Here is a 23,798-nt window from a genome sequence, read left to right on the forward strand (position 1 = left end):
AGAATGGTGACGCCGCTGTCGCCGTCCGGCGTCAGTAGCGCTCCTCCTGGCCGCCGTCCCGGTCGCTCTGCAGCGCGCGGATCAGCTCGGCCTCGGCCATGTTCATGTGCTGCGGCTCGGCCAGCAGGGCGACGGTTTCCGCCTCGTCCTCGGCCTCGGTGCGCTCGTCGACGCGCTGCAGGGTGGTGACGATGGCCTCGCGCAGTTCGTCCGGCACGACCGCGTCCTCGGCCAGTTCGCGCAGGGCGACGACCGGGTTCTTGTCGTTGTCGCGGTCAAGCATCAGCGGCGCGCCGTTGGCGATGTTGCGCGCGCGGTGCCCCGCCAGCAGCACCAGGCCGAAGCGATTGGGAACCTTCTCGATGCAGTCTTCGACGGTGACGCGGGCCATGAAATCCTCGGGCGGCGGGGAGAACCGCAGAAAATAGCGGTTCTCGCACCGTTGTGCAACGCGGCGAAGGCGGAATCACGGCGCTTGCTTCGCCGCATCGCGTTCAGCCTTCCGCTCCTCCCTGTATCGCCTGACTCCCGGCGGAGCGGGCGAACAAACGATCGCACCCTCGCCGTGCCTTCGGCAGATCACTGCGGGATCCGTTGAGGCAGCTGACCCCCAGATGTCTCCTTGCGGCCCGTATTTCTGACCCAGTCTCCAAGCCACAGCTGAGAAGGCGAGGAACGTAAGGAGCCCAACCAGAACGGCATATCGCGCCTCGACGACACGCAGCCAGTAATATCGTGACAGTCGAAAGGTCACAGTCGCCGCGCGTCCAGTCCAACGGTGACGTGCTTCGACAGGGTAGCCGCGGTCTCCCCGAGCAGCGGATGGCGCCACCCCGGCGCGATCTCGGCCAGGGGTCCCATGACGAAGCCCCTCTCCGCCGCGCGCGGATGCGGCAGGATCAGGCCCTGAAGGTCCCCGGCGTGCCGGCCATAGGCGATCAGATCAAGGTCCAGGGTGCGGGGGCCGTTGCGGCGCATCGATCGGTCGCGGCCGAAGATGTCCTCGATCCGGCCCAGCGCCGCCATCAGGTCGTTGGGCGCCAGCTCTGTCCTGATCACGACGACGCCGTTCAGGAACGACGGATCGCTGGGGTCGGGCCAGGCGTCCGACCGCCACCACGACGACCGGGCGACCACGTCCACGCCCTCGTACCTCAACCGCGCGACCGCCGCGTCCAGCGCCTGCGCGCAATCGGCCCAGACGCCCTTGTCATTGCAGCCGAGGGCGACGATGACGGCCTGATCCAGATCGAGGTCGGCCACGCATTCCGGTCCGGCCGGACGCGCATTCTCCTCGCCATGTTCGCCCGATGAGCCTTCCATGACCGACATCATGCCAGAACGTCTCGCCCTTTTCATCGACGGCGCGAATCTGCACGCCACGGCCAAGGGGTTGCACGCCGACCTCGACTTTCGGAGGCTGCTCGACCTGTTCGCCGGCCGTGGACGGCTGGTGCGGGCGATCTACTACACCGCCGTGGTCGAGGGGGAGGAGTTCTCTCCCGTCAAACCCCTGATCGACTGGCTGGACTACAACGGCTTTTCGGTGGTGACGAAGCCGGTGAAGCGGTTCACCGACGCGGACGGCCGGTCGCGCATCAAGGGCAACATGGACATGGAGATGGCGGTCGACCTGCTGGAACTCGCCCCCCGCCTGGACCATGCCGTCCTGTTCACCGGCGACGGCGATTTCCGCCGCGTAGTGGAGGCGGTGCAGGCCAAGGGCGTGCGGGTCACCGTGGTCTCGACGCTCAAGACCCAGCCGCCCCAGGTCGCTGACGAACTGCGGCGTCAGGCCGACGTCTACCTCGACCTCGCCGACCTGCTGCCCGAAATCGCCCGGCCCCGCGCATGACCGCCGTCCCGCCCGAGGCTCCCCGCGGCTGCCCACTGTGCCCCCGCTTGGTCGCCTATCGACAGGAGAATGCGCGCAGGGAGCCGAACTGGTTCAACGACCCGGCGCCCTCCTTCGGCGACCCGCAGGCGCGGCTCCTGATCGCCGGCCTGGCGCCCGGCCGCACCGGCGCCAATCGCACTGGCCGCCCGTTCACGGGCGACCACGCCGGCTGGCTGCTGTACGAAACCCTGATCACGACCGGCTTCGCGCGCGGGATCTATGACGCCCGGCCCGGCGACGGCCTCGAACTGGTCGACTGCATGATCACCAACGCCGTCCGCTGCGCCCCGCCGGGCAACAAGCCGACGCCGGAGGAGGAGCGCACCTGCCGCCCCTTCCTGATCTCGCGGCTCGCCGCCCTGCCCCGGCTGAAGGTGATCGTCACCCTGGGCGACGTTTCGCGCCGCAACGTGCTCAAGGCTCTGGGCCGGCCCGTCTCCGCCATGCCCGCCGGCCATGGCGCCGAGGGACGCGTCGGAGACTTGATCCTGCTGAACAGCTATCACTGCTCACGCCTGAACACGAACACGGGACGCCTGACGCCGCAGATGTTCCGGGACGTCTTCCTTCGCGCGCGAGACCTCATCGAATCGTGATCGCCGAAGAGCGGCGACCAGCGTGGCTGTTGCTCTCCGGACACGCGAATCTCGCCTGATCGTGATACCCTCACTGGGCGTGCAACCGGGCTCCGACATCCCGCGTTCTGGGGCCCGGAGGAGGCTCACATGCGCAGGTCGAATGGGGTGTTCACGCCGTCCGAACGTCGGGCGGCCGTTTGGGTGGTGATCGGCTGCCTGATCGTGGCGTCGCTGGGCGCCGCGGCGGATCGGTTCATGAGACCGTCGCTGGGCTGGTACGCCGACTCCGGCGTGTCCCAGACCCTGGACGGCGTCGTCGAGGCTCGGCCGCTGGGCTGAGGCCGTCTAGCCCCGGTCGCGCAACAGGCGCGCCTTGTCGCGCGCCCAGTCGCGGTCGGCCTGGGCCTCGCGCTTGTCGTGCAGCTTCTTGCCCTTGGCCAGGGCGATCTCGATCTTCGCCTTGCCCGCGTCGTTCAAATACAGCCGCACGGGGATGATGGTCTGGCCGTCGCGCTGGACCGCCCCGATCATGCGGTCGATCTGCTTCCGGTGCAGCAACAGCTTCCTATGCCGGCGCGGCTCGTGATTGAAGCGCGACGCCTGCTTGTAGGGGGGGATGTCGGCGTTGATCAGCACAAGCTCACGCCCCTCCGGCGCAACGTAGCTCTCGGCGATGTTGGCCCGCCCTTCCCGCAGCGACTTGATCTCCGTCCCCAGCAGTTGAATCCCGGCCTCGGTGAACTCTTCCAGGAAATAGTCGAAGCGCGCCCGGCGGTTCTCCGCAAGCGTCTTGGCCTGCGACGTCTTCTCGGCCATCAGGCCACGCCCGCCGCCGCCATGGCGCGGTCGATCAGCGGACGCGCGGCCTCGTTCGTCGGCGCCAGCGGCAGGCGGACATCCTCACCGCAAAGTCCCAGCTTGGCCAAGGCGTACTTCGTCGGCGCAGGGGAGTTGTCGAGGAACAGCGCCTTGTGCAGGGCGATCAGTCGATCCTGCCACAGGCGTGCGGACTCAAGATCGCCGCGCTGGACCGCGTCGTACAGCGCCACCATGCCCTCCGGCGCGGCGTTGGAGCTGACCGAAATCACGCCGTGGCCGCCGTGCGCCAGATATCCCAGGAAGCTGGGGTCGTCGCCGCTGATCAGGGCGAAGCCCTCGCCGATCTCGGCGCGCATCCGGCTGACCCGGCCCATGTCGCCGGTCGCGTCCTTGATGCCGACGACGTTCGGATGCTTCGCCAGGGCGACGGTCACGTCGTCCGGCAGGTCGACGCCGGTGCGGCCCGGCACGTTGTAGAGCAGGATCGGCAGCTGCACGGCGTCGGCCACAGCCTCGAAATGCGCCTTCAGCCCCGCCTGCGACGGCCGATTGTAATAGGGCGTCACGACCAGGGCCCCGTCCGCGCCGACGGTCTTGGCGTGGCGGACCAGCTCGATCGATTTGTCGGTCGACGGCGAGCCGGCGCCGGCGATCACCCGCACGCGGCCCGCGGCCTTTTCGACGCACAGCTCGACGACGCGCTTGTGCTCCTCGACCGTCAGAGTGGCGCTCTCGCCGGTCGTGCCCATCGGGACCACGCCATGAACCCCCGCCGCGATCTGGCGTTCCAGCAGGCCGACGAACGCGGCTTCGTCCACGCTTCCGTCACGAAGAGGTGTGATCAGGGCGGTGATCACGCCCTTGAACAAGGGGCCGGTCATGGTGACGATGGGTCCTGTCCGGCGGCGCTGCGCCGCCGTCTCAACGGTTGAAGGTTTAGGGATGGGCCCGCGCGGTCGCAACCCGGTGCGGAGAAGCATGGCTCAGAACGTCCTCGCCTCGATCCTGGCCGCCGTCACGGCGCTGTTCGCGCCCGCGCCGGAGAAAATCGCCGCCGCGGTCGCGCCGGCGCAGGAACGACCCTATGCGCCTCAGGTGCGGATCCTGTCGTCCGCCGACGCCGAGATATTCCCCCGCGCCCTGGCCGCCGCCCGCAACCGCGACGCCTTCGGCGCTCGTTCCCTGGCCCAGCAGATGGCCGACCCCACGGCGCGCAAGCTGATCGAATGGGCCATCGTCGACGTGTCCGGCCGCGACATGAGCTTCGCGGAGCTGGAGGTCGCCGACCGCGCCTTCGCCGCCTGGCCACGCATCGAGTCGCGCCGCACCGAGGCCGAAACCGCCCTTGCCCGCGCCTATGCGCCGCCGCAGACCGTGATCGCCTTTTTCGAGGGCCGGGAACCGCTGACGGCCCAGGGCGCCTTCGCCCTCGCTGAGGCCCTGTCGGCTTCGGGGCGCGAGCAGGAGGCGGTGACGCTGGTCCGTCGCTGGTGGACCGGCCAGTCGTTCGAGGCCGACCTGCAGTCCCGCGCGCTCGCCCGCTGGACCCCCGTCCTGACGACCTCCGATCATGACCAGCGCTTGGGCATGCTGATCCTCGGCCCGCACGGCCCGGCCACGCGCGCGATGATGGACCTGGCCTCGCCAGACATGCGCGCCGTCGCCCAGGCCGTGATGAGCCTGCGCACCGCCTACGCGCCCGATTCGATCGTCGCAGGACTCAGCCCGTCGCAGGCGGCGCACCCGGCCGTCGTGCTCGAGAAGGTGCGTCTGTTGCGTGCACAGAACCGCCAGTCGGAGGGATTCGCCCTGCTCGCCGGCCTGCCGCCTTCGCCCTCGCACGAGGCGGGTGAGGACACATTGTGGACCGAGCGGCGCAACTGGTTCCTCGACGCGCTCCAGCGCAACGACTGGCAGGGAGCCTACGGCGCCATGGCCGGCCACGGCTTCCCCGGCGGCGAACGTAAGGTCGACGCCGAGTTCTTCGCGGGCTGGGTCGCCCTGACCAAACTGAACGACCCTTCCCTGGCCGCCCGGCATTTCGAGGCCCTGCGGACCTATTCCTCCACCCCGATCACCCAGGGCCGCGCCCTCTACTGGCTGGGCCGCGCCGCCGAGGCCCGGGGCGACGCCGCCGGGGCCCGCGTCTGGTACGACCAGGGCGCCCGCCACATCCAGACCTTCTATGGCCAGCTGGCCGCCGAGAAGGCCGGCATCACGACGCTCGCCCTGCCCGCGGACCCCGTCGTCACCGACGCCGACCGCGCCCGGTTCGAGGCCGACGAAGTGGTCCGCGCCACGCGCATTCTGGGCGAGATGAACGAGCAGGGCCTGATGCGGGTCTTCGCCTATCACCTGGACGACCGCCTGCCTGAAGCCGCCGACCTGGCCCAGTTGATGGACATGGTCCTGGCCTATGGCGACCGCTTCGGCTCGATGATGGTCGGCCGGGCCGCCAGCCAGCGCGGCTTCCTGATGCCCGACCGCCAGTACCCGATCCGCATCCCGCCCGAGGTGCCGGGCGCCGCCCCGCTGGCCTTCACCCTGGCCATCACGCGTCAGGAATCCAGCTTCGACCCCATGGCCCGGTCGTCGGCCGACGCACGCGGCATGATGCAGTTCCTGCCGTCCACGGCCTCGGGCGTGGCGCGCCGTCTGGGCATGCCCTGGTCCGCCGAGCGCCTGTGGGACCCGGACTACAACATGAGCCTGGGCAGCTATCATCTGGCCGAGCTGACCGGCCAGTTCGGCGGGTCGATGCTGCTGGCCACCGTCGGCTACAACGCCGGCCCGGCGCGCCCGCCGCAGTGGATCGCCCGCTGCGGCGACCCGCGCGGACGTCAGGTCGATCCGGTGGACTTCATCGAGTGCGCGCCCTTCACCGAGACGCGCAACTACATGATGCGGGTCATGGAAAACATGGGCGTGTACAAGGCCCGACTGGCCGGCGGCTCGGCGCCTCTGACGCTGTCGGACGATCTGGCGCGCGGGGCGGGCTCGGGCCCGATCCCCTACGATCAGCTCACGCCCTGAAGCGGTCGAAGCGCGGCCGCCCGTCGATCCAGTCGGCCCGCACGCCGAACACGGCGGCCAGAACCTCGTCGGCCAGGGCCTGACGCGGCGCGGCGTCGGCGCGCACACGCCCGTGGTGCAGCACCACGATCCGGCTCGCGAACCGGGCCGCAAGGTCCAGGTCGTGCAGGCTGACCAGCACCGCCTGCCCGCCCTTCGCCCGCGCCGCCAGCCGCTCCATGACCAGCAGCTGACCGTCCGGATCCAGTCCCGACGTCGGCTCGTCCGCCAGCAGGGCCGCCGCCGGCTGCGCCAGGGCCCGCGCGATCAGCACCCGCGCGCGCTCTCCGCCCGACAGGTCGTTTATGCCCCGGTCGGCCAAGCCGTCCGCCTGCATGTCCGACAGCGCCGCCGCCACGCGCGTCTCCGATCCCGGCGGCGACCCGAGCGCGGCGACGTCGCCCGCCCGCAGGTTCCACGCCACCGTCCGCTCCTGGGCCAGATAGGCGACCCGACGCGCGCGTTCCGCCGGCGACAGCCCGGCCACCTCTTCGCCCCCCAGCCGCGCCGAGCCCGCTTCCAGCGCGATCGGCCCCGCCAGTGCCCGGATCGCCGTCGACTTGCCCGCCCCGTTGGGCCCGCACAGCGCCACCAGTTCGCCCGCCCGGACGGCAAGATCGACGCCGTCCAGCGCGGTCCGGCCGCCCAGGGTGGCCCGTGCGCCGCTCAGCTCCAGCGCGCTCACGACCGCCAGCTCCGCGCCGCGCGGGCGGCGATCAGGGCGAACAGCGGCGCACCGACCAGCGCCGTCAGCACGCCCAGCTTCAACTCCTGCTCGGTCGGGATCACGCGCACCGCCAGATCGGCGACGACGAGGATCAGCCCTCCGGCCAGTGCCGACGGCGCCCAGATGCGCGCCGGATCGTCCCGCACGAAACGCCTCACCAGATGCGGCGCGACCAGACCGACGAAGCCGATCGCCCCGGCCACCGCCACCGCCGCGCCGGCCGCCAGCGACGCGGCCAGAAGGGCCGTCACGCGCAGCCTTTCCAGCGGCAGACCCAGCGTCCGCGCCGTGTCCTCGCCCAGCGCCAACGCCCGCAGTCCCGGCCCGCAGGCGTGCGCCAGCCCGGCCGCGGCCGCCGCCGGCACGGCGATCCACAGCACCTCCGTCCAGCCCCGGTTCTCCACCGACCCCATCAGCCACGCCATCACCTCCGCCCCCGCCAGCGGCGTGGGCGCCAAATTGAAGACCAGCGACGTCGCCGCGCCGCCCAGCGCGGACAGGGCCACGCCGAACAGGATCAACCCGGCCGGCGACGGCACGCGGCTGACGAAGGCCAGCAGCGCCAGGGCGACCAACCCCGCCCCCACAACGGCCGCCAGTTCCACCGCGCCGGGAACGGCCGCCAGCCCCAGCACGATAGCCAGCGCCGCCGCCGCGCCGCCGCCCGCCGACACGCCCAGCACCCCCGGCTCCGCCAGCGGATTGCGCAGCAGCCCCTGCATCACCGCCCCGCCCAGACCCAGGGCGGCGCCGACCGTCAGGGCGCACAGAGCGCGGGGCGCCCGGATGCGCCACAGCACATCCGCCGGACCTGACGTGGGGTCGACGAACGCTTCCGCCCATTGGGCCCCGGTCATCGCCGTCTCGCCGAACGCCGCCGCCAGAACCAGCGCCAGCGCGCACGCCCCGCCCAGCGCCAGGTTCAGCCGCGCGAATCCGTTCATTCGGCCACGATCTCGACCGCCTCGACTGTGAACCAGGCGGGGCAGGACAGCAGCGCCGCCGGGATCACTCGCGTCTCCTCGGCGGCGACGGCGCGGCGAAGCACCTCATGTCGCCCCACGCCGTGTCGATCCGAGCCCGGACGATCAAAAAAGCTCAACACGAACCGGTCTGGAGGGTCCAGGGCCAGCGCCTCAAGCCCGACCGGACCGAAGCCTGGCGTCTTCGTCACGTTCTCCACCCCGCCTGCGGCCATCACGGCGTCCACCAGGGTTCCGGGCCCCGACGTCCATCCCGAAGCGGTCAGATAGAGCGCCGGCTCACGCAGACCGGCGCTGTCGCGCGCCTCCTCCAATCGCGCGTCCATGCCGATCGCCAGGCGTTCCCCGACCTCGGCCCGACCCAGCTCTCGCGCCACCCTGACCACGTTGGCCCGGACGTCGCCCAGGTCGGAGGCGTCGCCGATCTCCACGACCCTGACCCCACGCCTCTCAAGCGCGGCCAGCAGCCGGGCGTCGCCGCCCCACTGGCGCACCACCACGTCGGGCCGGAAGCCGACCGCCGCCTCAAGCCCCGGTCGGATGCGCCGCCGCCCACGCGCCTCGTCGGCGAAGTAGGAGTCCGCATCGTCCGCGCGCGGCGACAGCGCCAGTTCGGCCTCCGGGACCATGGCCAGCACATACTGGTCCGCGCACCCATCCAGGGACATGACTCTCAGGCGGCCGGCGTCCCGCTCGGGCGCGGCGACGCACCCGCCGACCGCCAGCGCCGCGACCAGCGCCGCCCCCCGGATCATGGGCGGAACAGGCCCTCGAACAACCCGTCGAGCACCGTGGCGGTCAGTGTCTCGCGCGCGGTCCAGTCGAAATAGGGCTTGGTGATCATCAGCGACACGACGCCGTGCCCCCCGGCCCACAGGGCCTGGGCCGTCTCCCGGGTTCCACGCTTCATTTGGCCGGCGGCCTCGGCCTCCCGCACCACGTCCTCAAACGCCCTGAAGAGGCCCAGCCCCACCTCCTGCGCCGCCGTCTGAGCGCCCTCTCGCGCCTCAGCAGGGCGGGTCAGATAGATCAGGCGATAGGCATTGGGATTTGCGAAGCCGAAATCGACATAGGCCTGCATCATCTTGCGCAGCCGGACGACGGGCGGCTCCGGCTCACCGATCACGGCGGCGTTGGCGGCCGTCAACGCCTCGAACGCCTCGCGGCAGATCTCGTGCAGGATCTCCGCCTTGTCGGCGAAGTGCATGTACAGAGCGGTGGACGACAGCCCGACCTCGTCGGCGATCTTGCGGATCGTCGCGCCCTCATAGCCATGCTCGACGAATATCCGCTCGGCGGCTGACAGGATTTCGGCGCGCCGCGCGTGGCCCTCGCCCTTCGGCTTGCGGCTGGAACGCACGGCGGTGGCGGCGACGGACAAGGCGGGGCTCCCAGGACGGCTATCGACATAGCGGCATTCGACTTCACTCGACAACTGCGAGACTGCGCCTTGTCGCCGAACGACATGCAGCCTATCGATGCATTTCTTGGCTTAACGGAGACCAATGGTTGAGCGCTGACGGGGAAGAGCGCCGGCTGCATGTCTTCGCGCTTGAAACACGCGACAGCGCGCGAATGCGTGGTCTTTCTTCATTTCAGTGGGCAAGCGCCATCGTCTTCGGTTTGGTTGTGGCTCTTGGTCTGGCGTTCCGGGCAGAGCACGTGGGGACGGCAGCTCTGATCGCCGCGCATACGGCTTTCGGGTTCAGCGCTGCATGGCGCATTGTGATGGCCGTCGCCAGCCTTAAGCCGTCACCAATCGCCCCTGAACCCGCGCGACTTCCGTCATACGCCGTCCTGGTCGCACTGCACGACGAATCTGAAGTCGTGCCCCAACTCGTATCGGCACTGTCGCGGATCGACTACCCTGGGCATCTTCTGGAAGGCTTTCTTCTCCTCGAAACCCATGACCAGGCCACGCGAGAAGCGATTGAGGCCGTGACATTGCCTGCGTGGCTTCGTGTTCTCGTCGTTCCGCCAGGAAGCCCGACGACAAAACCACGCGCGCTGAACTACGGGCTTGCCCGTTGCCGCGCGGATCTCGTGACCGTCTATGACGCAGAGGACCGACCTCATCCTTTGCAACTGCGTGAGGCGGCGGCTCGCTTCTCCGGAGATGTCTCCCGACGTCTCGCCTGTCTGCAGGCTCCCCTTCGTGTCTTGCGAGTTGGACCGTCGAAGTCGCCCATGTTCGACCGCCAGTTTGCGCTTGAGTACGCCGCCCTCTTCGAGGTCATGCTGCCGGGGCTCGCTAGACTTGGCTTGCCGTTTCCTCTTGGCGGGACCAGCAATCATTTCCGTGCCGACGTCCTACGGGCGATCGGGGGGTGGGACGCCCACAACGTCACTGAGGATGCGGATTTGGGTTTCCGTCTGCACCGCGAGGGTTGGCGGATGGACGTGATCACACGTGCGACGATCGAGTCTCCACCCGGCGACCTGCAGGACTGGCTGCCGCAGCGCGTGCGCTGGATGAAGGGATTCATGCAAACCTGGGGCGTGCACACACGTCGGCCCTGGACATTGGGCGCAAGGGGCGGTCTCAGCCTCGTCATGACGCTGGGCATGGCGCTTGCCGCCGCCGCCGCCCACGCACCTTCGGTGGCCTGGGTCACGGCGTCGGTGCTGGTGGCGGCGGTGATGGGCTTGGCTCCGGCCACGCCGCCTGGGGCCATGGCGATCCTGACATGCGGCATGGTCTGCGCCTGGCTGACAATAGGTATCGGCGCACGTCGCGCCGGCCTGCGCTGCGGCCTTCGCGCGATGATCGAGTCCCCTGCTTACTGGTCCATTCTGACCCTAGCCTTCGGCCATGCGGTCTGGCGTCTGATCAGTGAGCCGTTTCTTTGGGACAAGACGCGGCATCGCCCCGACGTCGTTCCGGATGCTGGACCCGAAGGCTCGGCACGGCCTATCAGCATCCGATGAGCCCCGCCCTTGCCGCCGATCCCATAACGCTGATCACCCGCCCGTGGGACGACTTCGGCCTGCTGGACTGTGGCGACGGTCGGAAGCTGGAACGTTACGGCCGCATCTCCGTGGTGCGTCCTGAGCCCCAGTGCTTTTGGAGTCCACACGACGCTGTTCATTTCGACCGTGCCGATGCGGTGTTCGACCCTCAGGGCGAGGACGACGAGGGCCGCTGGCGCTTTAAGCGCGCGCCGATCGATCCGTTCGTCATGTCCTGGCGCGAGGTCAGCTTCACCGCCCGCCTCACGGCCTTCCGCCACCTGGCCGTCTTCCCTGAACAGGCCGCGAACTGGGCGTGGCTGGACGCGCGGATCCGCACCCTGGACAGGCCGCGCATCCTGAACCTGTTCGGCTACACCGGCGTCGCCAGCCTGGTCTGCGCCGCCGCCGGGGCGGCGGTCACCCACGTCGATGCCTCCAAGAAATCGGTGGCTTGGGCGCGGGAGAACGCCGAGCTTTCCGGACTGTCGGCGGCTCCAGTACGTTGGATCGTCGACGACGCCCGCAAATACGTGGCGCGCGAGGTGCGACGCGGGTCGAAGTACCACGGCATCATCCTCGACCCACCCAAGTACGGCCGGGGCCCGACGGGTGAAGTCTGGCGCCTGTTCGAGGACCTGCCCGGTCTGATGGCCGACTGCGCCCAACTGCTGGCCGACGACGCAGACTTCCTGCTGCTCAACGCCTACGCCGCGCGCATCTCGGGCCTGTCGCTAGGCCACCTCGCGGCCGACGCGCTGAAGGGCCGGTCCGGCACGATCGACTGGGGCGAACTGGCGCTGGGCGAGGCCGACCCCGCCGGCCGCTCCATCGGCCTCAGCTTCTTCTCGCGGTGGACGGCGTGAGCGAGCGCCTGATCACCAGCCTGACCAACGAGACGGTCAAGGCCGTGCGCGCCCTGCACATGCGCAAGGAGAGGCAACAGACCGGCCGCTTCCTCGCCGAAGGGCTGAAATTCATCGGCGAAGCCCTCGATCTCGGCCGCGCGCCCCGCCTGCTGCTGGTCGGCCAGGATGCCCGGCCGCATTCCCTGCTCGACCGCGCCCGTGTGGAAACGACGAAGGTCGGCGGCGAGGTGGTCATCGTCACCCACGCCATCCTCGAGAAGATCAGCCGGCGCGAGAACCCGCAAACCGTGCTCGCCGTTTTCGATCAGGAGTATCTGCCGCTGACCTCCATCCGCCCTGAAAGCGCGCCCTGCTGGGTCGCGCTGGAGCAGGTGCGCGACCCCGGCAACCTGGGGACCATCATCCGCACCGCCGACGCGGCGGGATGCGGCGGAGTGATCCTGATCGGCGACTGCGTCGATCCCTTCTCCACCGAGGCCGTGCGTGCGACCATGGGCTCGATCTTCGCCGTGTCGATCTCGAAGGCGACCGTCGAGGAGTTCCTGGCCTGGCGCGCCGCCTGGCCCGGCGCCGTCGTCGGCACTCGGCTGGACGCTACCGTGGATCACTACGCCGCTGCGCTGACTCGCCCCGCCCTGATCCTGATGGGCAACGAACAGGCCGGCCTGACCGACCGGCTGGCCGCCGCCTGCGACGTCAACGTCAAGATCCCCATGCGCGGCCGCGCCGACAGTCTGAACCTGTCGGTGGCGACGGGGATCATGATCTACGCAGCGACGGAGGAGCTTTAGGCCTTCGGAACGGCTCCCAACATCCGTCGACAGGCCTCCGCCTCCTCCACGACTTCGCGCCGACGCTCGGCGCTCCAGCCGTCCAGAGTCCGATAGGGCATGGCCAGGCGGACGTTGTCGCGCAGGCGTTTGCGGTTTCGCTCCAGGAAGCCCCAGTACAGGCGGTTGAAGGGACACGCCCTCTTCCCGCTCTTCGCCTTCACGTCGTAGCGGCAGCCGCCGCACCAGTCGCTCATGCGGTCGACGTAGGCGCCGGACGCGGCATAGGGCTTGGACCCAACGATCCCGCCGTCGGCGAAGGTGGCCATGCCGCGCGTGTTGGGCATCTCGACCCATTCATAGGCGTCGGCGAAGACGACCATGTACCAGTCGTCGACCTCGTCCGGATGCACGCCCAGCAGCATGGCCAGATTGCCGGTGACCATCAGCCGCTCGATGTGGTGGGCATAGGCGTGGTCGCGCGTGCGGGCGACCACGTCGGCGACGCAGGCCATGTTCGTCTCGCCGGACCAGTAGAACCAGGGCAGGGTCCGGTCGGCGTCGAGGAAGTTGCGCGCGCGGTATTCCGGAACCTTCAGCCAGTAGACGCCGCGCACGAACTCCCGCCAACCCAGGATCTGGCGGATGAACCCCTCCACCGCGTTCAGCGGAGCCCGCCCCGCCGTGAACTCCGCCTCGGCCCGGCGGCAGACCTCCAGCGGGTCCAGCAGGCCCAGGTTGATCGACGTCGACGTCAGCGAGTGCCACATCCACGGCGCCCCGTGCTTCATCGCGTCCTGCCAGTCGCCGAAGCCCGGCAGGCAGTCGCGCAGGAAATGCGCCAACGCAACCTCCGCCTCCTCAGCCGTCGTCGGCCAGTCGAAGGCGTCCAGCGTGCCGAAATGGTCGGCGAACAGGCGCGCCACGTCCGCCATGGCCTCTTGCGTCACGGCGTTCGGCGGAAACCGCTTCCGGCCCGGCGGCGTCATGCCTTTCGGCAGCTTCTTGCGGTTCTCGGCGTCGAAGTTCCATCGCCCGCCCACGGGCTCGTCGCCGTCCATCAGCAGGCCGGTCTTGCGTCGCATCTCGCGATAGAAGAACTCCATCCGCAGCTGCTTCTTGTCCGCCGCCCAGCGTCGGAAGCGGTCGTGGGAGCAGATGAAGCGCCGGTCCTCCCGCACCTCGACCGGCACGCCCGCGTCCCCTGCCCAAGCCTTCAGCGTCTCCGCCAGCCGCCACTCGCCGCACTCGGTCATGACGACGCGCACGGGCCGCAGCGCCTCGACGGCTCGGGTCAGTTCGCCGGCGATCGAGCCCGCGTTCCCGGCGTCGTCGATCCGGACGTAGCGCACCCGCACCCCGCGCCCCTCCAGCCGCGCCGCGAACTTGCGCATGGCGGCGAAGACCAAGGCGATCTTCTGCTTGTGATGCCGGACATAGGTCGCCTCGTCCCGCACCTCGGCCATCAGGACGAGGTCCCGCGCCGGATCGAGATCGGCCAGCGCAGACAAGCCGTCCGACAGCTGGTCCCCCAGCACCAGTCTCAGCGAATGCGTCATGCTCAGCCGTCGACGTCGCGGCACATCAGCATCGGACCGATTTGGGATTCCTTTTCCGGGGCGAACCCGCACTCGACCCGGCCTTCACGCGGATTGCGCCATGTCCCGAGCATCAGGTCCCAGAGCGGCAGCCCATAGTTGTTTCGGTGCGCACCCCGCTCATGGTGCAGCCGGTGCATCTCCGGCCTCTGGGTCAAGAACCCAAGCCACCAAGGCGTTCTTTGATCCGCATGGGCGATGAGATTGAACAGGGTCACGCCCACCAGCGACAGGCCCGCCGAAAGGCCGCCGACCCCCAGAAGCCCATAGGCGACCAAGGCATTCAGCAGCGTGGCGGCCAGCGCGTCGAAGGGGTGCACATAGAATGCCGTCAGGGCTTCGATCCGTGACGGGCTGTGGTGCAGTTGATGCGTCCATCGCCAAAGACGGTCGGACTTGTGGATCAGCCGATGCCACCAGTAGGCGACGAAGCTTGAGACGAGGAACGTAAGGACCGCTCCGGTCACCGCGTCCACCTTGCTCGACAAACCGAGCAGCGACGATCCCGATATCCGTCCCTCAAAGAGGAATCCCGCGGCGACGACTACTACCAGATTGGCCGCGTTCAGGCCTCCGGCATACAGCCGCCAACGCTTGTCGCACGACGCGCCGGAGGCTGGCGCGACGACCTCTCTCGTGAAAACCACGACAAAAGCGGCGAAGGTGACGAAATAAACCAGCAATGCCATGTCCGGACGCTAGTTGAGGCCTGCGCCGGTGGCGAGGACCCACTTGTCGCGGTCACGTCCCCCGCGGCTTGGTCCGCGTCGTCGCCTCGGCCTTCGACGGCTCTTCCGGCCATGGGTGGCGGGGATAGCGCCCCCGCATCTCGGCCCTGACGGCGCTCCATGACCCCGCCCAGAAACCCGGCAGGTCCTTCGTCACCTGCACCGGCCGCCGCGCCGGCGACAGCAGGGCCAGCGTCAGCGGCACGCGCCCGCCGCCCACCGTCGGGTGCGTCGTGACCCCGAACAGCTCCTGCACCCTGACGTCCACACGCGGTCCCCCGTCCGCCGCATAGTCTATGGCCGCCGATCCCAGCGGCGTTTCCAGTCGCGCGGGCGCCAGACGGTCCAGATCGCGCTGTCGGTCCCAAGGCACGAGCGCCTTCAGCCCCTGCTCGAGCGCCGCGTCCGAAACCGCGTCCAGCGCCTGCACCTCGTCCAGCAGCGGCCACAGCCAGGTCTCCCGCGCCTCAAAGAGCCCAGCCTCCGACACGTCCGGCCAGCCCTCTTCCAACCTCGCCAGAAAAGCCAACCGCGCCCGCAGCGCCGACGCCCGATCGGCCCAGCGCAGATCCTTCAAACCCCGCCGCTCCAACTCCGCCCGCAATGCCTCCGTGACCTGTGCGCGGTTGGGAGCGCCGATCACGGCCTCGTCCAGCACCAGCGCCCCGATCCGCCGCACGCGCCGTAGTTCCAGCCGTCCTCCCGGCGTCCGCGCCAGCCGATCTTCATCCTCCACCCGGTGCACCAGGTCGGCCGGGTCCACCGGCGCCGCCAGCCGGATGTGGTCCCCGGCGTCGCCCCCCGTCAGATCGGCCACCGCGAGCCAGGGCTCGCGCGCCAGCGGATCCGTCGGGTCCAGATGCACGCCCCGGCCCGAGGCGAGCTGCGCCTCTCCTGCCTTGCCGCGCGCACGCGCCACCCGCTCCGGAAACGCCTCCGCCATCAGCCGCCCGGGCTCGACGTCGCCGCCCGCACCGCCCCCCGCCGACCGGGCCCAACGCTCCGCCAGCTTCACGGCGTCCCGCGCCCGTGCAGAGCGGTCCCGATCCAGCTCGCGCAGGCGGTCGCGAAGATCGGTCGAGCTCCCGCCCAGCCCCGGCTCCGACAGGATCGCCGCGATCCGCGCGCCCGTCGCGGCATCGCCCGCGTCTGAAGCGACGGCCACCATGTGCGCCAGCCGGGGGCTCAGCGGAATGCCCGCCATCCGGCGTCCGTGGGCCGTCAGCGCCCCCTCCGCATCCAGCGCGCCCAGCCGCGTCAACACGGCCCGCGCCTCGGCGAACGCCCCCTTCGGCGGCGGATCCAGCAGGTCCAGCCCCTCGGCGTCGCGGGCGCCCCATCGCGCCAGATCCAGCGCCAGACCGGTCAGGTCGGCCTGCGTGATCTCCGGCGGCTGATGCGGGATCAGGCCGCGCGACTGCTCCTCGTCCCACAGCCTCAGACAGACGCCCGGCTCGGTCCGGCCGGCCCGCCCGCGTCGCTGTTCCGCCGAGGACCGGCTGACCCGCACCGTCGCCAACCGCGTCAGGCCCCCGGCCGGATCGAAGCGCGGCACGCGCGACAGACCGCCGTCCACGACCACGCGCACCCCCTCGATGGTCAGACTGGTCTCGGCCACCGAGGTCGCCAGCACCACCTTGCGCCGGCCCGGACCCGCCGGCTGGATGGCGCGATCCTGCTCCGCCTTGTCCATGGCGCCGTACAGCGGCGCGATCTCGACCGCCGGATCGCGCACCCGCTCGGCCAGCAGCCGGGCGACGCGATGGATCTCGCCCTGGCCGGGCAGGAAGGCCAGGATCGATCCCGTCTCCTCGGCCAGGGCGGTCCGGATCGCCCGCGCCATCGCCTCCTCGAACCGTTCGCGCGGATCGCGGCCCAGATGCCGGGTCTCGACCGGAAACATTCGTCCCTGCGCCTCGATCACCGGCGCGCCGCCCAAAAGCTTCGACACCCCCACCGCGTCCAGCGTCGCCGACATGACCAGCAGCCGCAGATCCTCGCGCAGCAGCTTCTGGCTTTCCCGCGCCAGCGCCAGCCCCAGATCGGCGTCCAGGCTGCGCTCGTGGAACTCGTCGAACAGCACCGCCGCCACGCCGTCCAGGCCGGGGTCGTCCAGGATCATCCGCGTGAACACGCCCTCGGTGATCACCTCGATCCGCGTGCCCGGCCCGATCCGGCTCTGCAGCCGCGTCCGGTACCCCACGCGCCCGCCCGACGCCTCTCGCAGCGTCGTCGCCATCCGCTCCGCCCCAGCCCGCGCAGCCAGGCGCCGCGGCTCCAGCACCAGCACCCGCCCGTCGCCCCGCCACGGCGCGTCCAGCAGGGTCAGCGGCACGACGGTGGTCTTGCCCGCTCCCGGCGGCGCCGCCAGCACGGCGACGTTCGACGCCGCCAGCGCTGCGGTCAGCGGCTCCAGAACGTCGTGGATGGGCAGACGCATCGTCGGTCCCTAGCGCGGCGCCACGGTCACGGCCAAGCGCCGCGCTCCGTCACACGGCCTTCATCAAACGGAAACCGCGTTGCCACGGGCGCCGGGCGCCGCTAGCGTCCGCGCCAGCATCAAGCTGCCCATCTGGGGGGAGGAGTTCATATGTGGCGCGTTAAGTCACTCGACGCCATTCTGGCCACGGCCGAAAAGAAGTCTCTGCATCGTTCGCTGGGCTGGTTCCAGCTGACCCTGTTCGGCATCGGCTGCGTCATCGGCACGGGCATCTTCGTGCTGACGGCCGCCGGCGCCCAGAAGGCGGGCCCGGGCCTGATGCTGGCCTTTGCCATCGCCGGCCTGATCTGCATCGTCGCGGCGCTCTGCTACGCCGAGATCGCGGCTATGATCCCCGTCGCGGGATCGGCCTACACCTACAGTTATGCGGTGATGGGCGAGCTTCTGGCCTGGACCGTCGGCTGGGCCCTGGTGCTCGAATACGCCGTGGCGGCATCCGCCGTGTCGGTGGGGTGGTCCGGCTATTTCACCGGCACGATATTGAATGAGTTCCTGGGGATACAGCTTCCAGCCTATCTGGCCGCCGGACCGCTGGCCCTGGGCGGCGCCGAGGGCGGCTTGATCAACTTGCCGGCGGTCGTCATCGCCTTGCTGATCACGGGCCTCCTGGTGCTCGGCACCAGCGAGAGCGCCAAGGTCAACGCGGTGCTGGTGGCCATCAAGATCACGGCCCTATCCGCCTTCATCTGGCTGACCCTGACGTCGCCCCAGTTCGACGCCGCGCGCTTCAACCCCTTCCTGCCGGCCGGCGTGTTCGGCGGCTTCGGCACGGGTCTGGGCGCGGTGGGCGCGGCGGCGACCATCTTCTTCGCCTATGTGGGCTTCGACGCCGTCTCGACGGCGGCGGAAGAGACCAAGAACCCGCAGCGCAACGTGCCGATCGGCCTGATCGCCTCGCTGCTGATCTGCACCGTGTTCTACATCCTGGTGGCGGCCGGCGCGATCGGGGCCATCGGCGGCCAGCCGATCATGGGCCCGAACGGCGTGCCCTTCCCCGCCGGTTCCGAGGAACTGGCTCGTCAGTGCGCCCTGCCGGCCTACGCCGACCAGTTGGTCTGCTCCAACGAGGCCCTGGCCCACGTGCTGCGTGAAATCGGCTTCGGGCCCATCGGCAACGCCCTCGGCGTCGCCGCCTTCCTGGCCCTGCCATCGGTGATCCTGGTGCTGATCTTCGGCCAGACCCGGATCTTCTTCGTCATGAGCCGCGACGGCCTGCTGCCCAGCTTCCTCAGCAAGGTCCATCCGAAGTGGAAGACGCCCCACATCGTCACTATGGTGACGGGCGTGGCCGTGGCCTTCGCCGCCGCCTTCCTGCCGGTCGGACAGCTGGCCGACATCGCCAATGCGGGCACGCTCTACGCCTTCATGATGGTGGCGATCGCCGTGCTCCTGCTCCGGCGCAAGGAGCCGACTCGCCACCGGCCGTTCAAGACGCCGCTGGTGTGGCTGGTCGCGCCGGCCACGATCATCGGGTGCGTGTTCCTGTTCTTCAACCTGCCGGCGGACGCCATGATGGTTCTTCCGATCTGGGGCGGGATCGGCCTGGTGATCTACCTGCTTTATGGGGTCCACAAGAGCCACATGCGCAAGGGCGCGGTCGAAGTTCACGAGAGCGACGCCGACCTGCCGCCTCCGCCTGGAACGACCTGATCGGTCCTCCGAACGCGAAACTGGAAAGGCCCGGGAGCGATCCCGGGCCTTTCTCTTTTCCGACCGGCGCCCTATCCGGGGCGCGGACCTGCGGATGTGGCGGAACTGGTAGACGCACTGGATTTAGGTTCCAGCGCCGTGAGGCGTGGAGGTTCGAGTCCTCTCATCCGCACCAGTCTGCTTCGCCCTCACGGGCTTCGCGGGCCAAGCCCTGCCGACGGCCAGCGAAGCAGGGCCGCCCAAACACTCACTCCCATGGTCTTGCCTCGCGACCTTCGCCTTGCCTAAAGTGTTCTTGCTTTGTTCCGATTTCCTGCTAGCCTCTCCCCCATGGCCGAGGTGAGGGGCAGAGGCGCGAGATCCAATGCGACCGGACGATATGAATCCGAGACCGTGCACGACGTCGATGACGGCTGGACCGACGCGGACGCGGAGGTCGCCCCGCTCCGCACCCAGCTCACGCCCGAGCGGGCCCGCACGATCATCGCCCGCAATCAAAGCCCCGACGTCGGCTTCGACCGCTCCATCAACCCCTACAAGGGCTGCGAACATGGCTGCATCTACTGCTACGCCCGTCCGTCCCATGCCTTCATGGGCCTTTCCCCGGGCCTGGATTTCGAGAGCCGGATCTTCTGGAAGCCGGACGCCGCACGTCTCCTGGAACAGGAGCTCGCCAAGCCCCGCTACGTCTGCAAGCGCATCCACATAGGCGGCAACACCGACCCCTATCAGCCGGTCGAACGCGAGCTGAAATCGACGCGGGCGATCCTGGAGGTGATGCGGCGTTTCAATCATCCGCTGTCGATCATCACCAAGTCGGTCCTGATCAGCCGTGATCTCGATATTCTGGGGCCGATGGGGCGCGAGGGGCTGGCCTCGGCCTTCGTGTCGATCACCACCCTGGACCGCGCGCTGGCCCGCGCCATGGAGCCCCGCGCCTCGACGCCCGCCAAGCGGCTGGAGGCGATCTCCCGGCTGGCGGACGCGGGCATTCCCGTCGGCGTCGGCTTCGCGCCAGTCATCCCCGGTCTGAACGATCATGAACTGGAGGCGGTGCTGGAGGCGGCGAAGAAGGCGGGCGCATCGACGGCCATGTACGTGACCCTGCGTCTGCCTCTGGAGATCAAGGATCTGTTCCGCGAGTGGCTGGCCGACGCCCGGCCGGATCGCGCGGCCCGCGTGATGTCCCTGGTGCGCCAGACGCGCGGCGGACGCGACTACGACCCCGACTGGTCCCAACGCATGAAGGGCTCCGGCCCCGTCGCCGACCTGATCGCCGCCCGCTTCAAGGCCGCCGTCAAACGCCTCGGCCTCGACGGCCCCCGCCACGACCTCGACGTCAGCCGCTTCCGCGTCCCCCCGGAAATGCGCCCCCAGATGGACCTGTTCGACGCCGCATGATCGTCACGAAAGCGGTTCACCGTCACGTTGCCGGGTCTCGGCCGACGCAGTCAGTGAGCGTGAGTGATGTTCGATCGACGGAGCCTTCTTCTGGCAGGCGGCGGCCTCGCCTTGGCCCCGGTCGCCTCGGCCCAGTCCGGTCCCGTCGAGGCGGCCATGGAGGTCGGCGATCACCGTGTGCGGATCGCGGTGACCTTGAACGGCCAGGGTCCCTTCCCTTTCGTGCTGGACACCGGGGCGGAGATCTCCGGCATCCAGGTCGACCTTGCCCGCAGGCTGGGTCTTGCGGTTCAGCGCCAGGTGCGGCTCGGCGGTCGGCCTTTCGACCTCTATGCCATCGACGAACTGGTTCTGGGCGGAGCCGTCCGACAGGAGGACGCGGCTCTGTTCGGCCTCGACCGATCCCCGAATCTTGGCGGCGACGGCCTGCTGGCGGCGGGTTTGGTCACCACTCTGGATTCCGAACTGCTGTTCGAGAGCGGCCTATGGCGTGTGCATCCGGACGGCCTGATCGATCCGCCGGGCTATGAGGCGATCGAAGCGCGGCTGGAAGCCCCCCGCGTGGCCGGCCTGTCGACCCGCATCCACGGTCCTGTCGACGTGGGAGGTCAAAGGGTCGATGCGGTGTTCGACACGGGGGCGCCGCACGCCTTTTCGGTCCCCGTCGCCGTCGCCGACCGTCTGGGTTTGATGAATGAGGATCGCCCGTTCGCCCCGGTTGCCAGCAGCGGGATTCAGGGACGCGCGGCCGCACCCGCCCGCTTGATGAAGGCGCCTCCGCTCACCGTCGGCTCGGAGACGTTCGACGACGAGCGCATGATCGTGCGGATCGCCGACGACACCGCCGGCGCCGTGATACTTGGCTACCCGGTCCTCAGGCGTCTCGACCTCGCGTTGTCGAACGGCCGGCGGAGCATCGGCGTGCGCCGCAACGCCTTGCGCCCCGTGGATCGGCCGTACGGGCTTTCCGGGCTCTGGGTCGAGGCCGCGGGAGACGCGGTGCGCGTCGAAGTGGTCGGGGCGCGCTCTCCGGCGGCGGAGGCCGGGCTGCTGAGGGACGACGTCATCACCAATCTCGGCCCGCTTGATCGTGCTCTGCCGGCGCTCAGGGGGACCTCGGGAACGGAAATCCCGCTGACCGTCCGTCGCAGGGGCGAGACCCTCCAGATGACGCTGCGCCTGAGGGATTTCCTCAACGACTGAACGTGCCCACCAGCTCCACATGGCCGGACCACAGGAACTGGTCCACAGGCAGCACGCGCTCCAACCGGTACCCGCCGGCCACCAGCGCGGCGCCGTCTCGGGCGAAGGTGGTCGGATTGCAGCTGACGTAGACGACGCGCTCAATCTTTCGCGCGTCCACCAACTGGCGCGTCTGCTCTATCGCCCCGGCCCGTGGCGGGTCCAGCACGGCGACGTCGCAGCCTTTTAGATCGAAGGGCGACAGGGGACGTCGGAACAAGTCGCGGGCCTGCGCCTCGATCCCCTTCAGGCCCGTCGCCGTCTTCCGTCCGGCGTTCAGCGCCGCCACCGCTTCCGCGCCCGCGTCTGCGGCCATCACCGGCGCGATCTCCGCCAAGGGGAAGGTGAAGGTGCCCGCGCCGCAGAACAGGTCGGCGATCCGCTTGGCGCCCTGCGCGGCGGCCATGACTTCGGCCACCATGATCCGCTCCGCCTCGGGCGACGCCTGCAAGAAGCCCCCTGGCGGCAGCACCACCTGGGCCCGGCCGAAGGTTACGATCGACGGTCGCCGCGCGACCAGCGTTTCGCCCGCCAGGCTCAGCCGGGCCAGATCGGCCCGCGTCGCCCCCTTGATCGCGCGCGCGCGCGCGTCTCCGGACAGTCCCCCGCCGGTCCGGCGCTCAACTCCCGTCACGTCGACGTCCAGCCCCGCCTCCGTCGCCGTCACGTGCAGCGTCGGCGCCGACTTGGGATGCTCAAAGACCGCGGCGGCCGCCTCGGCCAGCGCCGGCAGGGCGGCGACGATGCGCGGGTCGGCGATGACGCAGGTCCGGATCTCCACCAGCCGCCAGGACCGTCGCGCCTTGAACCCCAGCGCCACGGACCCGTCAGGCCTGCGCCGGGCATGCAACGCCACGCGCCGCCGACTGGCCGGGGGCGTCGCCGCCGTCGGCGGCACCTCCGCTTCCAGACCCTCACGGGCCAAGGCGTGCACGACCTGTGCCCGCTTCCAGTCCAGATACGGGGCATCCGCCCAGTGCTGCAGGGCGCAGCCGCCGCAGGCTCCGAAGTGCGGGCATGGCGGCGCGACGCGTTCCGCGCTCTGCTGGATCACCTCGACCAGTTCGCCCCGACTCTGCGCCACCTCGGCTTCGACGATCTCGCTCGGCAGGGTCAGCGGCACGAACACGGGCCCGTCGGGTCCCCGCGCGACGCCGTCGCCCTGCCCCGCCACGCGCTCGATGTTCAGCCGCATCGTCATCGACGGCTTCTCGCCGGGCCGACCCGCGCGCGCAAGGCGGAAACCTGAACGAACATGAACGGCCCGCTCAACGGCCGTTCAGGCCGCGGGCTCCATAAGGGTCACACTGGCGATCCCGCCCAACAGACACGAGACAGTTTCATGGCCCGTCCGAACCGCCCGCTCGTCGCCCTCGCCTCCGCCGCCGCAGCGGCCGGCATGCTGGCGACCGCCGCCGCCCCGGCGCAGGCCCAGAGCTACGATCCCTACGGCCGCGCCTATGGATATGGCTACGATCCCGATTACGCCCAGCGCAGCGCGCCGGGCTACTGCGATCGGGATCGGGGCCAGCGTCAGGCCGCTGGAGCCACCTTCGGCGCCGCCATCGGCGCCGTCGCCGGCTCTCAGATGGCCGCCCGCGGCCGTCGCACCGAAGGCAGCGTCCTGGGCGGCGTGGTCGGCGCCCTGATCGGCGCCGGCGTCGGGTCCAGCTCCTCGGACTGCCGCGCCTACGACGACCGTTACGGCTACGACGACCGTCGAAACGGCTACGGCCAAGACTACGGTTACCAGCAGCCGTACCGCGACGACTATGGCCGCGACCCCTATGCCCGTTCCGGCTACGGCTATGACGCCTACGACCGAGACGACCGGTGTCGCACCGTCACGGTTCAAGAGCGCGACTGGCGCGGCCGGACCGTGATCTCCAGCCGCGAGGTCTGCGACGACTACGGTTACGGCTACTGACGAGATCCCGTCGCCGCTCTTTTCCAGCCCCCCTGTCGATCGGCGACGGGCCGGAAGCCCCCGGTGGAGCGATCCGCCGGGGGTTTTT

The 23,798-nt window shown here is 69.9% G+C and carries 23 protein-coding genes and 1 tRNA gene; 12 read left to right on the top strand and 12 right to left on the bottom strand.

From position 1 onward, the window contains the following. Positions 1-31 precede the first annotated feature (31 nt). Both rpoZ and folK read right to left on the bottom strand, forming a co-directional pair. Positions 32-391: a DNA-directed RNA polymerase subunit omega gene (rpoZ, locus tag VGN45_RS07975; protein WP_327461115.1), complete on the bottom strand. Its 360-nt coding sequence runs from the start codon at positions 389-391 to the stop codon at positions 32-34. 359 nt (positions 392-750) lie between these two features. After that, positions 751-1,335, bottom strand: a complete 585-nt coding sequence (folK, locus tag VGN45_RS07980; RefSeq protein ID WP_327461117.1) for a 2-amino-4-hydroxy-6-hydroxymethyldihydropteridine diphosphokinase — start codon at positions 1,333-1,335, stop codon at positions 751-753. Between folK and VGN45_RS07985 the strand changes: the two genes are divergently transcribed. The 3 genes from VGN45_RS07985 (at position 1,322) to VGN45_RS07995 (ending at position 2,814) form a co-directional block, all read left to right on the top strand. Beyond that, positions 1,322-1,855 carry an NYN domain-containing protein gene (locus VGN45_RS07985; protein ID WP_327461120.1) on the top strand — a complete coding sequence of 178 codons (534 nt, stop codon included), beginning with the start codon at positions 1,322-1,324 and terminating at the stop codon, positions 1,853-1,855. The genes folK and VGN45_RS07985 overlap by 14 nt on opposite strands. Next, complete coding sequence (locus tag VGN45_RS07990; RefSeq protein WP_327461122.1) at positions 1,852-2,493, top strand: uracil-DNA glycosylase; 642 nt, start codon at positions 1,852-1,854, stop codon at positions 2,491-2,493. Before VGN45_RS07985 ends, VGN45_RS07990 begins: the two co-directional genes overlap by 4 nt. 129 nt (positions 2,494-2,622) lie before the next feature. Further along, positions 2,623-2,814 (top strand): hypothetical protein, encoded by a 192-nt coding sequence (locus tag VGN45_RS07995; RefSeq protein ID WP_327461124.1) that lies wholly within the window; start codon positions 2,623-2,625, stop codon positions 2,812-2,814. 6 nt (positions 2,815-2,820) lie between these two features. Here VGN45_RS07995 and smpB read toward each other — a convergent pair whose 3' ends face one another. Then, on the bottom strand, positions 2,821-3,291 hold the full coding sequence (gene smpB, locus VGN45_RS08000) for an SsrA-binding protein SmpB (protein ID WP_327461126.1): 471 nt from the start codon (positions 3,289-3,291) through the stop codon (positions 2,821-2,823). Further along, positions 3,291-4,175, bottom strand: coding sequence for a 4-hydroxy-tetrahydrodipicolinate synthase (dapA, locus tag VGN45_RS08005; protein WP_327461128.1), 885 nt, complete (start codon positions 4,173-4,175; stop codon positions 3,291-3,293). The genes smpB and dapA overlap by 1 nt, the downstream gene beginning before the upstream one ends. A 97-nt stretch (positions 4,176-4,272) precedes the next feature. On the opposite strand from dapA, the gene VGN45_RS08010 reads away from it, so the two are divergent. Continuing rightward, positions 4,273-6,327, top strand: a complete 2,055-nt coding sequence (locus VGN45_RS08010; protein ID WP_327461130.1) for a lytic transglycosylase domain-containing protein — start codon at positions 4,273-4,275, stop codon at positions 6,325-6,327. Here the strand turns inward: VGN45_RS08010 and VGN45_RS08015 are convergent. The 4 genes from VGN45_RS08015 to VGN45_RS08030 are packed head-to-tail and all read right to left on the bottom strand — an operon-like array spanning position 6,317 to position 9,457. Next, entirely contained in the window at positions 6,317-7,051 is a 735-nt protein-coding gene (locus VGN45_RS08015; protein WP_327461132.1) for an ABC transporter ATP-binding protein, read from the bottom strand. The two genes, VGN45_RS08010 and VGN45_RS08015, sit on opposite strands and share 11 nt — an antisense overlap. Continuing rightward, the gene (locus VGN45_RS08020; protein ID WP_327461134.1) at positions 7,048-8,037 is read right to left on the bottom strand and encodes an iron ABC transporter permease; all 990 of its coding nucleotides are present in this window, start codon (positions 8,035-8,037) and stop codon (positions 7,048-7,050) included. Before VGN45_RS08020 ends, VGN45_RS08015 begins: the two co-directional genes overlap by 4 nt. Beyond that, positions 8,034-8,831 carry an ABC transporter substrate-binding protein gene (locus VGN45_RS08025; RefSeq protein ID WP_327461136.1) on the bottom strand — a complete coding sequence of 266 codons (798 nt, stop codon included), beginning with the start codon at positions 8,829-8,831 and terminating at the stop codon, positions 8,034-8,036. The genes VGN45_RS08020 and VGN45_RS08025 overlap by 4 nt, the downstream gene beginning before the upstream one ends. Then, a complete protein-coding gene (locus tag VGN45_RS08030; RefSeq protein WP_327461138.1) occupies positions 8,828-9,457 on the bottom strand; it encodes a TetR/AcrR family transcriptional regulator in 630 nt (209 codons plus the stop codon). Before VGN45_RS08030 ends, VGN45_RS08025 begins: the two co-directional genes overlap by 4 nt. Positions 9,458-9,585: 128 nt before the next feature. On the opposite strand from VGN45_RS08030, the gene VGN45_RS08035 reads away from it, so the two are divergent. Genes VGN45_RS08035 through VGN45_RS08045 form a run of 3 tightly spaced genes read left to right on the top strand, consistent with a single transcriptional unit; the run spans position 9,586 to position 12,685 of the window. Then, positions 9,586-11,004 carry a glycosyltransferase gene (locus VGN45_RS08035; RefSeq protein WP_327461140.1) on the top strand — a complete coding sequence of 473 codons (1,419 nt, stop codon included), beginning with the start codon at positions 9,586-9,588 and terminating at the stop codon, positions 11,002-11,004. Beyond that, positions 11,001-11,891: a class I SAM-dependent methyltransferase gene (locus VGN45_RS08040; protein ID WP_327461142.1), complete on the top strand. Its 891-nt coding sequence runs from the start codon at positions 11,001-11,003 to the stop codon at positions 11,889-11,891. The genes VGN45_RS08035 and VGN45_RS08040 overlap by 4 nt, the downstream gene beginning before the upstream one ends. Beyond that, positions 11,888-12,685, top strand: coding sequence for an RNA methyltransferase (locus tag VGN45_RS08045; RefSeq protein ID WP_327461144.1), 798 nt, complete (start codon positions 11,888-11,890; stop codon positions 12,683-12,685). Before VGN45_RS08040 ends, VGN45_RS08045 begins: the two co-directional genes overlap by 4 nt. Here the strand turns inward: VGN45_RS08045 and VGN45_RS08050 are convergent. Genes VGN45_RS08050 through hrpB form a run of 3 tightly spaced genes read right to left on the bottom strand, consistent with a single transcriptional unit; the run spans position 12,682 to position 17,430 of the window. Further along, complete coding sequence (locus VGN45_RS08050) at positions 12,682-14,223, bottom strand: cryptochrome/photolyase family protein (protein ID WP_327461146.1); 1,542 nt, start codon at positions 14,221-14,223, stop codon at positions 12,682-12,684. The two genes, VGN45_RS08045 and VGN45_RS08050, sit on opposite strands and share 4 nt — an antisense overlap. Before the next feature lie 2 nt (positions 14,224-14,225). After that, the gene (locus VGN45_RS08055; RefSeq protein WP_327461148.1) at positions 14,226-14,951 is read right to left on the bottom strand and encodes a sterol desaturase family protein; all 726 of its coding nucleotides are present in this window, start codon (positions 14,949-14,951) and stop codon (positions 14,226-14,228) included. A gap of 52 nt (positions 14,952-15,003) precedes the next feature. Further along, positions 15,004-17,430 (bottom strand): ATP-dependent helicase HrpB, encoded by a 2,427-nt coding sequence (hrpB, locus tag VGN45_RS08060; RefSeq protein ID WP_327461150.1) that lies wholly within the window; start codon positions 17,428-17,430, stop codon positions 15,004-15,006. A 150-nt stretch (positions 17,431-17,580) separates the two neighbouring features. Between hrpB and VGN45_RS08065 the strand changes: the two genes are divergently transcribed. The 4 genes from VGN45_RS08065 (at position 17,581) to VGN45_RS08080 (ending at position 21,744) form a co-directional block, all read left to right on the top strand. Further along, entirely contained in the window at positions 17,581-19,140 is a 1,560-nt protein-coding gene (locus tag VGN45_RS08065; RefSeq protein ID WP_327461152.1) for an amino acid permease, read from the top strand. Positions 19,141-19,230: 90 nt separating this feature from the next. Then, positions 19,231-19,315, top strand: a tRNA-Leu gene (locus VGN45_RS08070). Between the two features lie 155 nt (positions 19,316-19,470). Then, positions 19,471-20,541, top strand: coding sequence for a PA0069 family radical SAM protein (locus VGN45_RS08075; RefSeq protein ID WP_327461154.1), 1,071 nt, complete (start codon positions 19,471-19,473; stop codon positions 20,539-20,541). Positions 20,542-20,607: 66 nt separating this feature from the next. Next, positions 20,608-21,744: an aspartyl protease family protein gene (locus VGN45_RS08080; protein WP_327461156.1), complete on the top strand. Its 1,137-nt coding sequence runs from the start codon at positions 20,608-20,610 to the stop codon at positions 21,742-21,744. Here VGN45_RS08080 and VGN45_RS08085 read toward each other — a convergent pair. Further along, on the bottom strand, positions 21,734-22,978 hold the full coding sequence (locus VGN45_RS08085) for a class I SAM-dependent RNA methyltransferase (protein WP_327461262.1): 1,245 nt from the start codon (positions 22,976-22,978) through the stop codon (positions 21,734-21,736). The two genes, VGN45_RS08080 and VGN45_RS08085, sit on opposite strands and share 11 nt — an antisense overlap. 147 nt (positions 22,979-23,125) lie before the next feature. Here VGN45_RS08085 and VGN45_RS08090 point away from each other — a divergent pair, with 147 nt between their 5' ends. Then, the gene (locus tag VGN45_RS08090; RefSeq protein WP_327461158.1) at positions 23,126-23,710 is read left to right on the top strand and encodes a hypothetical protein; all 585 of its coding nucleotides are present in this window, start codon (positions 23,126-23,128) and stop codon (positions 23,708-23,710) included. The last annotated feature ends 88 nt before the right edge of the window (positions 23,711-23,798 follow it).

This window comes from Brevundimonas sp., assembly GCF_035999125.1.
GTDB lineage: Bacteria > Pseudomonadota > Alphaproteobacteria > Caulobacterales > Caulobacteraceae > Brevundimonas.

Coding starts and splice junctions, on each gene's coding strand:
- VGN45_RS07995 (WP_327461124.1), top strand. CDS start 2,623: ATGCGCAGGTCGAATGGGGTGTTCACGCCGTCCGAACGTCGGGCGGCC.
- hrpB (WP_327461150.1), bottom strand. CDS start 17,430: ATGCGTCTGCCCATCCACGACGTTCTGGAGCCGCTGACCGCAGCGCTG.
- VGN45_RS08090 (WP_327461158.1), top strand. CDS start 23,126: ATGGCCCGTCCGAACCGCCCGCTCGTCGCCCTCGCCTCCGCCGCCGCA.
- VGN45_RS08010 (WP_327461130.1), top strand. CDS start 4,273: ATGGCTCAGAACGTCCTCGCCTCGATCCTGGCCGCCGTCACGGCGCTG.
- VGN45_RS08085 (WP_327461262.1), bottom strand. CDS start 22,978: ATGCGGCTGAACATCGAGCGCGTGGCGGGGCAGGGCGACGGCGTCGCG.
- VGN45_RS08080 (WP_327461156.1), top strand. CDS start 20,608: ATGTTCGATCGACGGAGCCTTCTTCTGGCAGGCGGCGGCCTCGCCTTG.
- VGN45_RS08040 (WP_327461142.1), top strand. CDS start 11,001: ATGAGCCCCGCCCTTGCCGCCGATCCCATAACGCTGATCACCCGCCCG.
- rpoZ (WP_327461115.1), bottom strand. CDS start 391: ATGGCCCGCGTCACCGTCGAAGACTGCATCGAGAAGGTTCCCAATCGC.
- VGN45_RS08025 (WP_327461136.1), bottom strand. CDS start 8,831: ATGATCCGGGGGGCGGCGCTGGTCGCGGCGCTGGCGGTCGGCGGGTGC.
- VGN45_RS08050 (WP_327461146.1), bottom strand. CDS start 14,223: ATGACGCATTCGCTGAGACTGGTGCTGGGGGACCAGCTGTCGGACGGC.
- VGN45_RS07990 (WP_327461122.1), top strand. CDS start 1,852: ATGACCGCCGTCCCGCCCGAGGCTCCCCGCGGCTGCCCACTGTGCCCC.
- dapA (WP_327461128.1), bottom strand. CDS start 4,175: ATGACCGGCCCCTTGTTCAAGGGCGTGATCACCGCCCTGATCACACCT.
- VGN45_RS08020 (WP_327461134.1), bottom strand. CDS start 8,037: ATGAACGGATTCGCGCGGCTGAACCTGGCGCTGGGCGGGGCGTGCGCG.
- VGN45_RS08065 (WP_327461152.1), top strand. CDS start 17,581: ATGTGGCGCGTTAAGTCACTCGACGCCATTCTGGCCACGGCCGAAAAG.
- VGN45_RS08075 (WP_327461154.1), top strand. CDS start 19,471: ATGGCCGAGGTGAGGGGCAGAGGCGCGAGATCCAATGCGACCGGACGA.
- VGN45_RS07985 (WP_327461120.1), top strand. CDS start 1,322: ATGACCGACATCATGCCAGAACGTCTCGCCCTTTTCATCGACGGCGCG.
- folK (WP_327461117.1), bottom strand. CDS start 1,335: ATGATGTCGGTCATGGAAGGCTCATCGGGCGAACATGGCGAGGAGAAT.
- smpB (WP_327461126.1), bottom strand. CDS start 3,291: ATGGCCGAGAAGACGTCGCAGGCCAAGACGCTTGCGGAGAACCGCCGG.
- VGN45_RS08055 (WP_327461148.1), bottom strand. CDS start 14,951: ATGGCATTGCTGGTTTATTTCGTCACCTTCGCCGCTTTTGTCGTGGTT.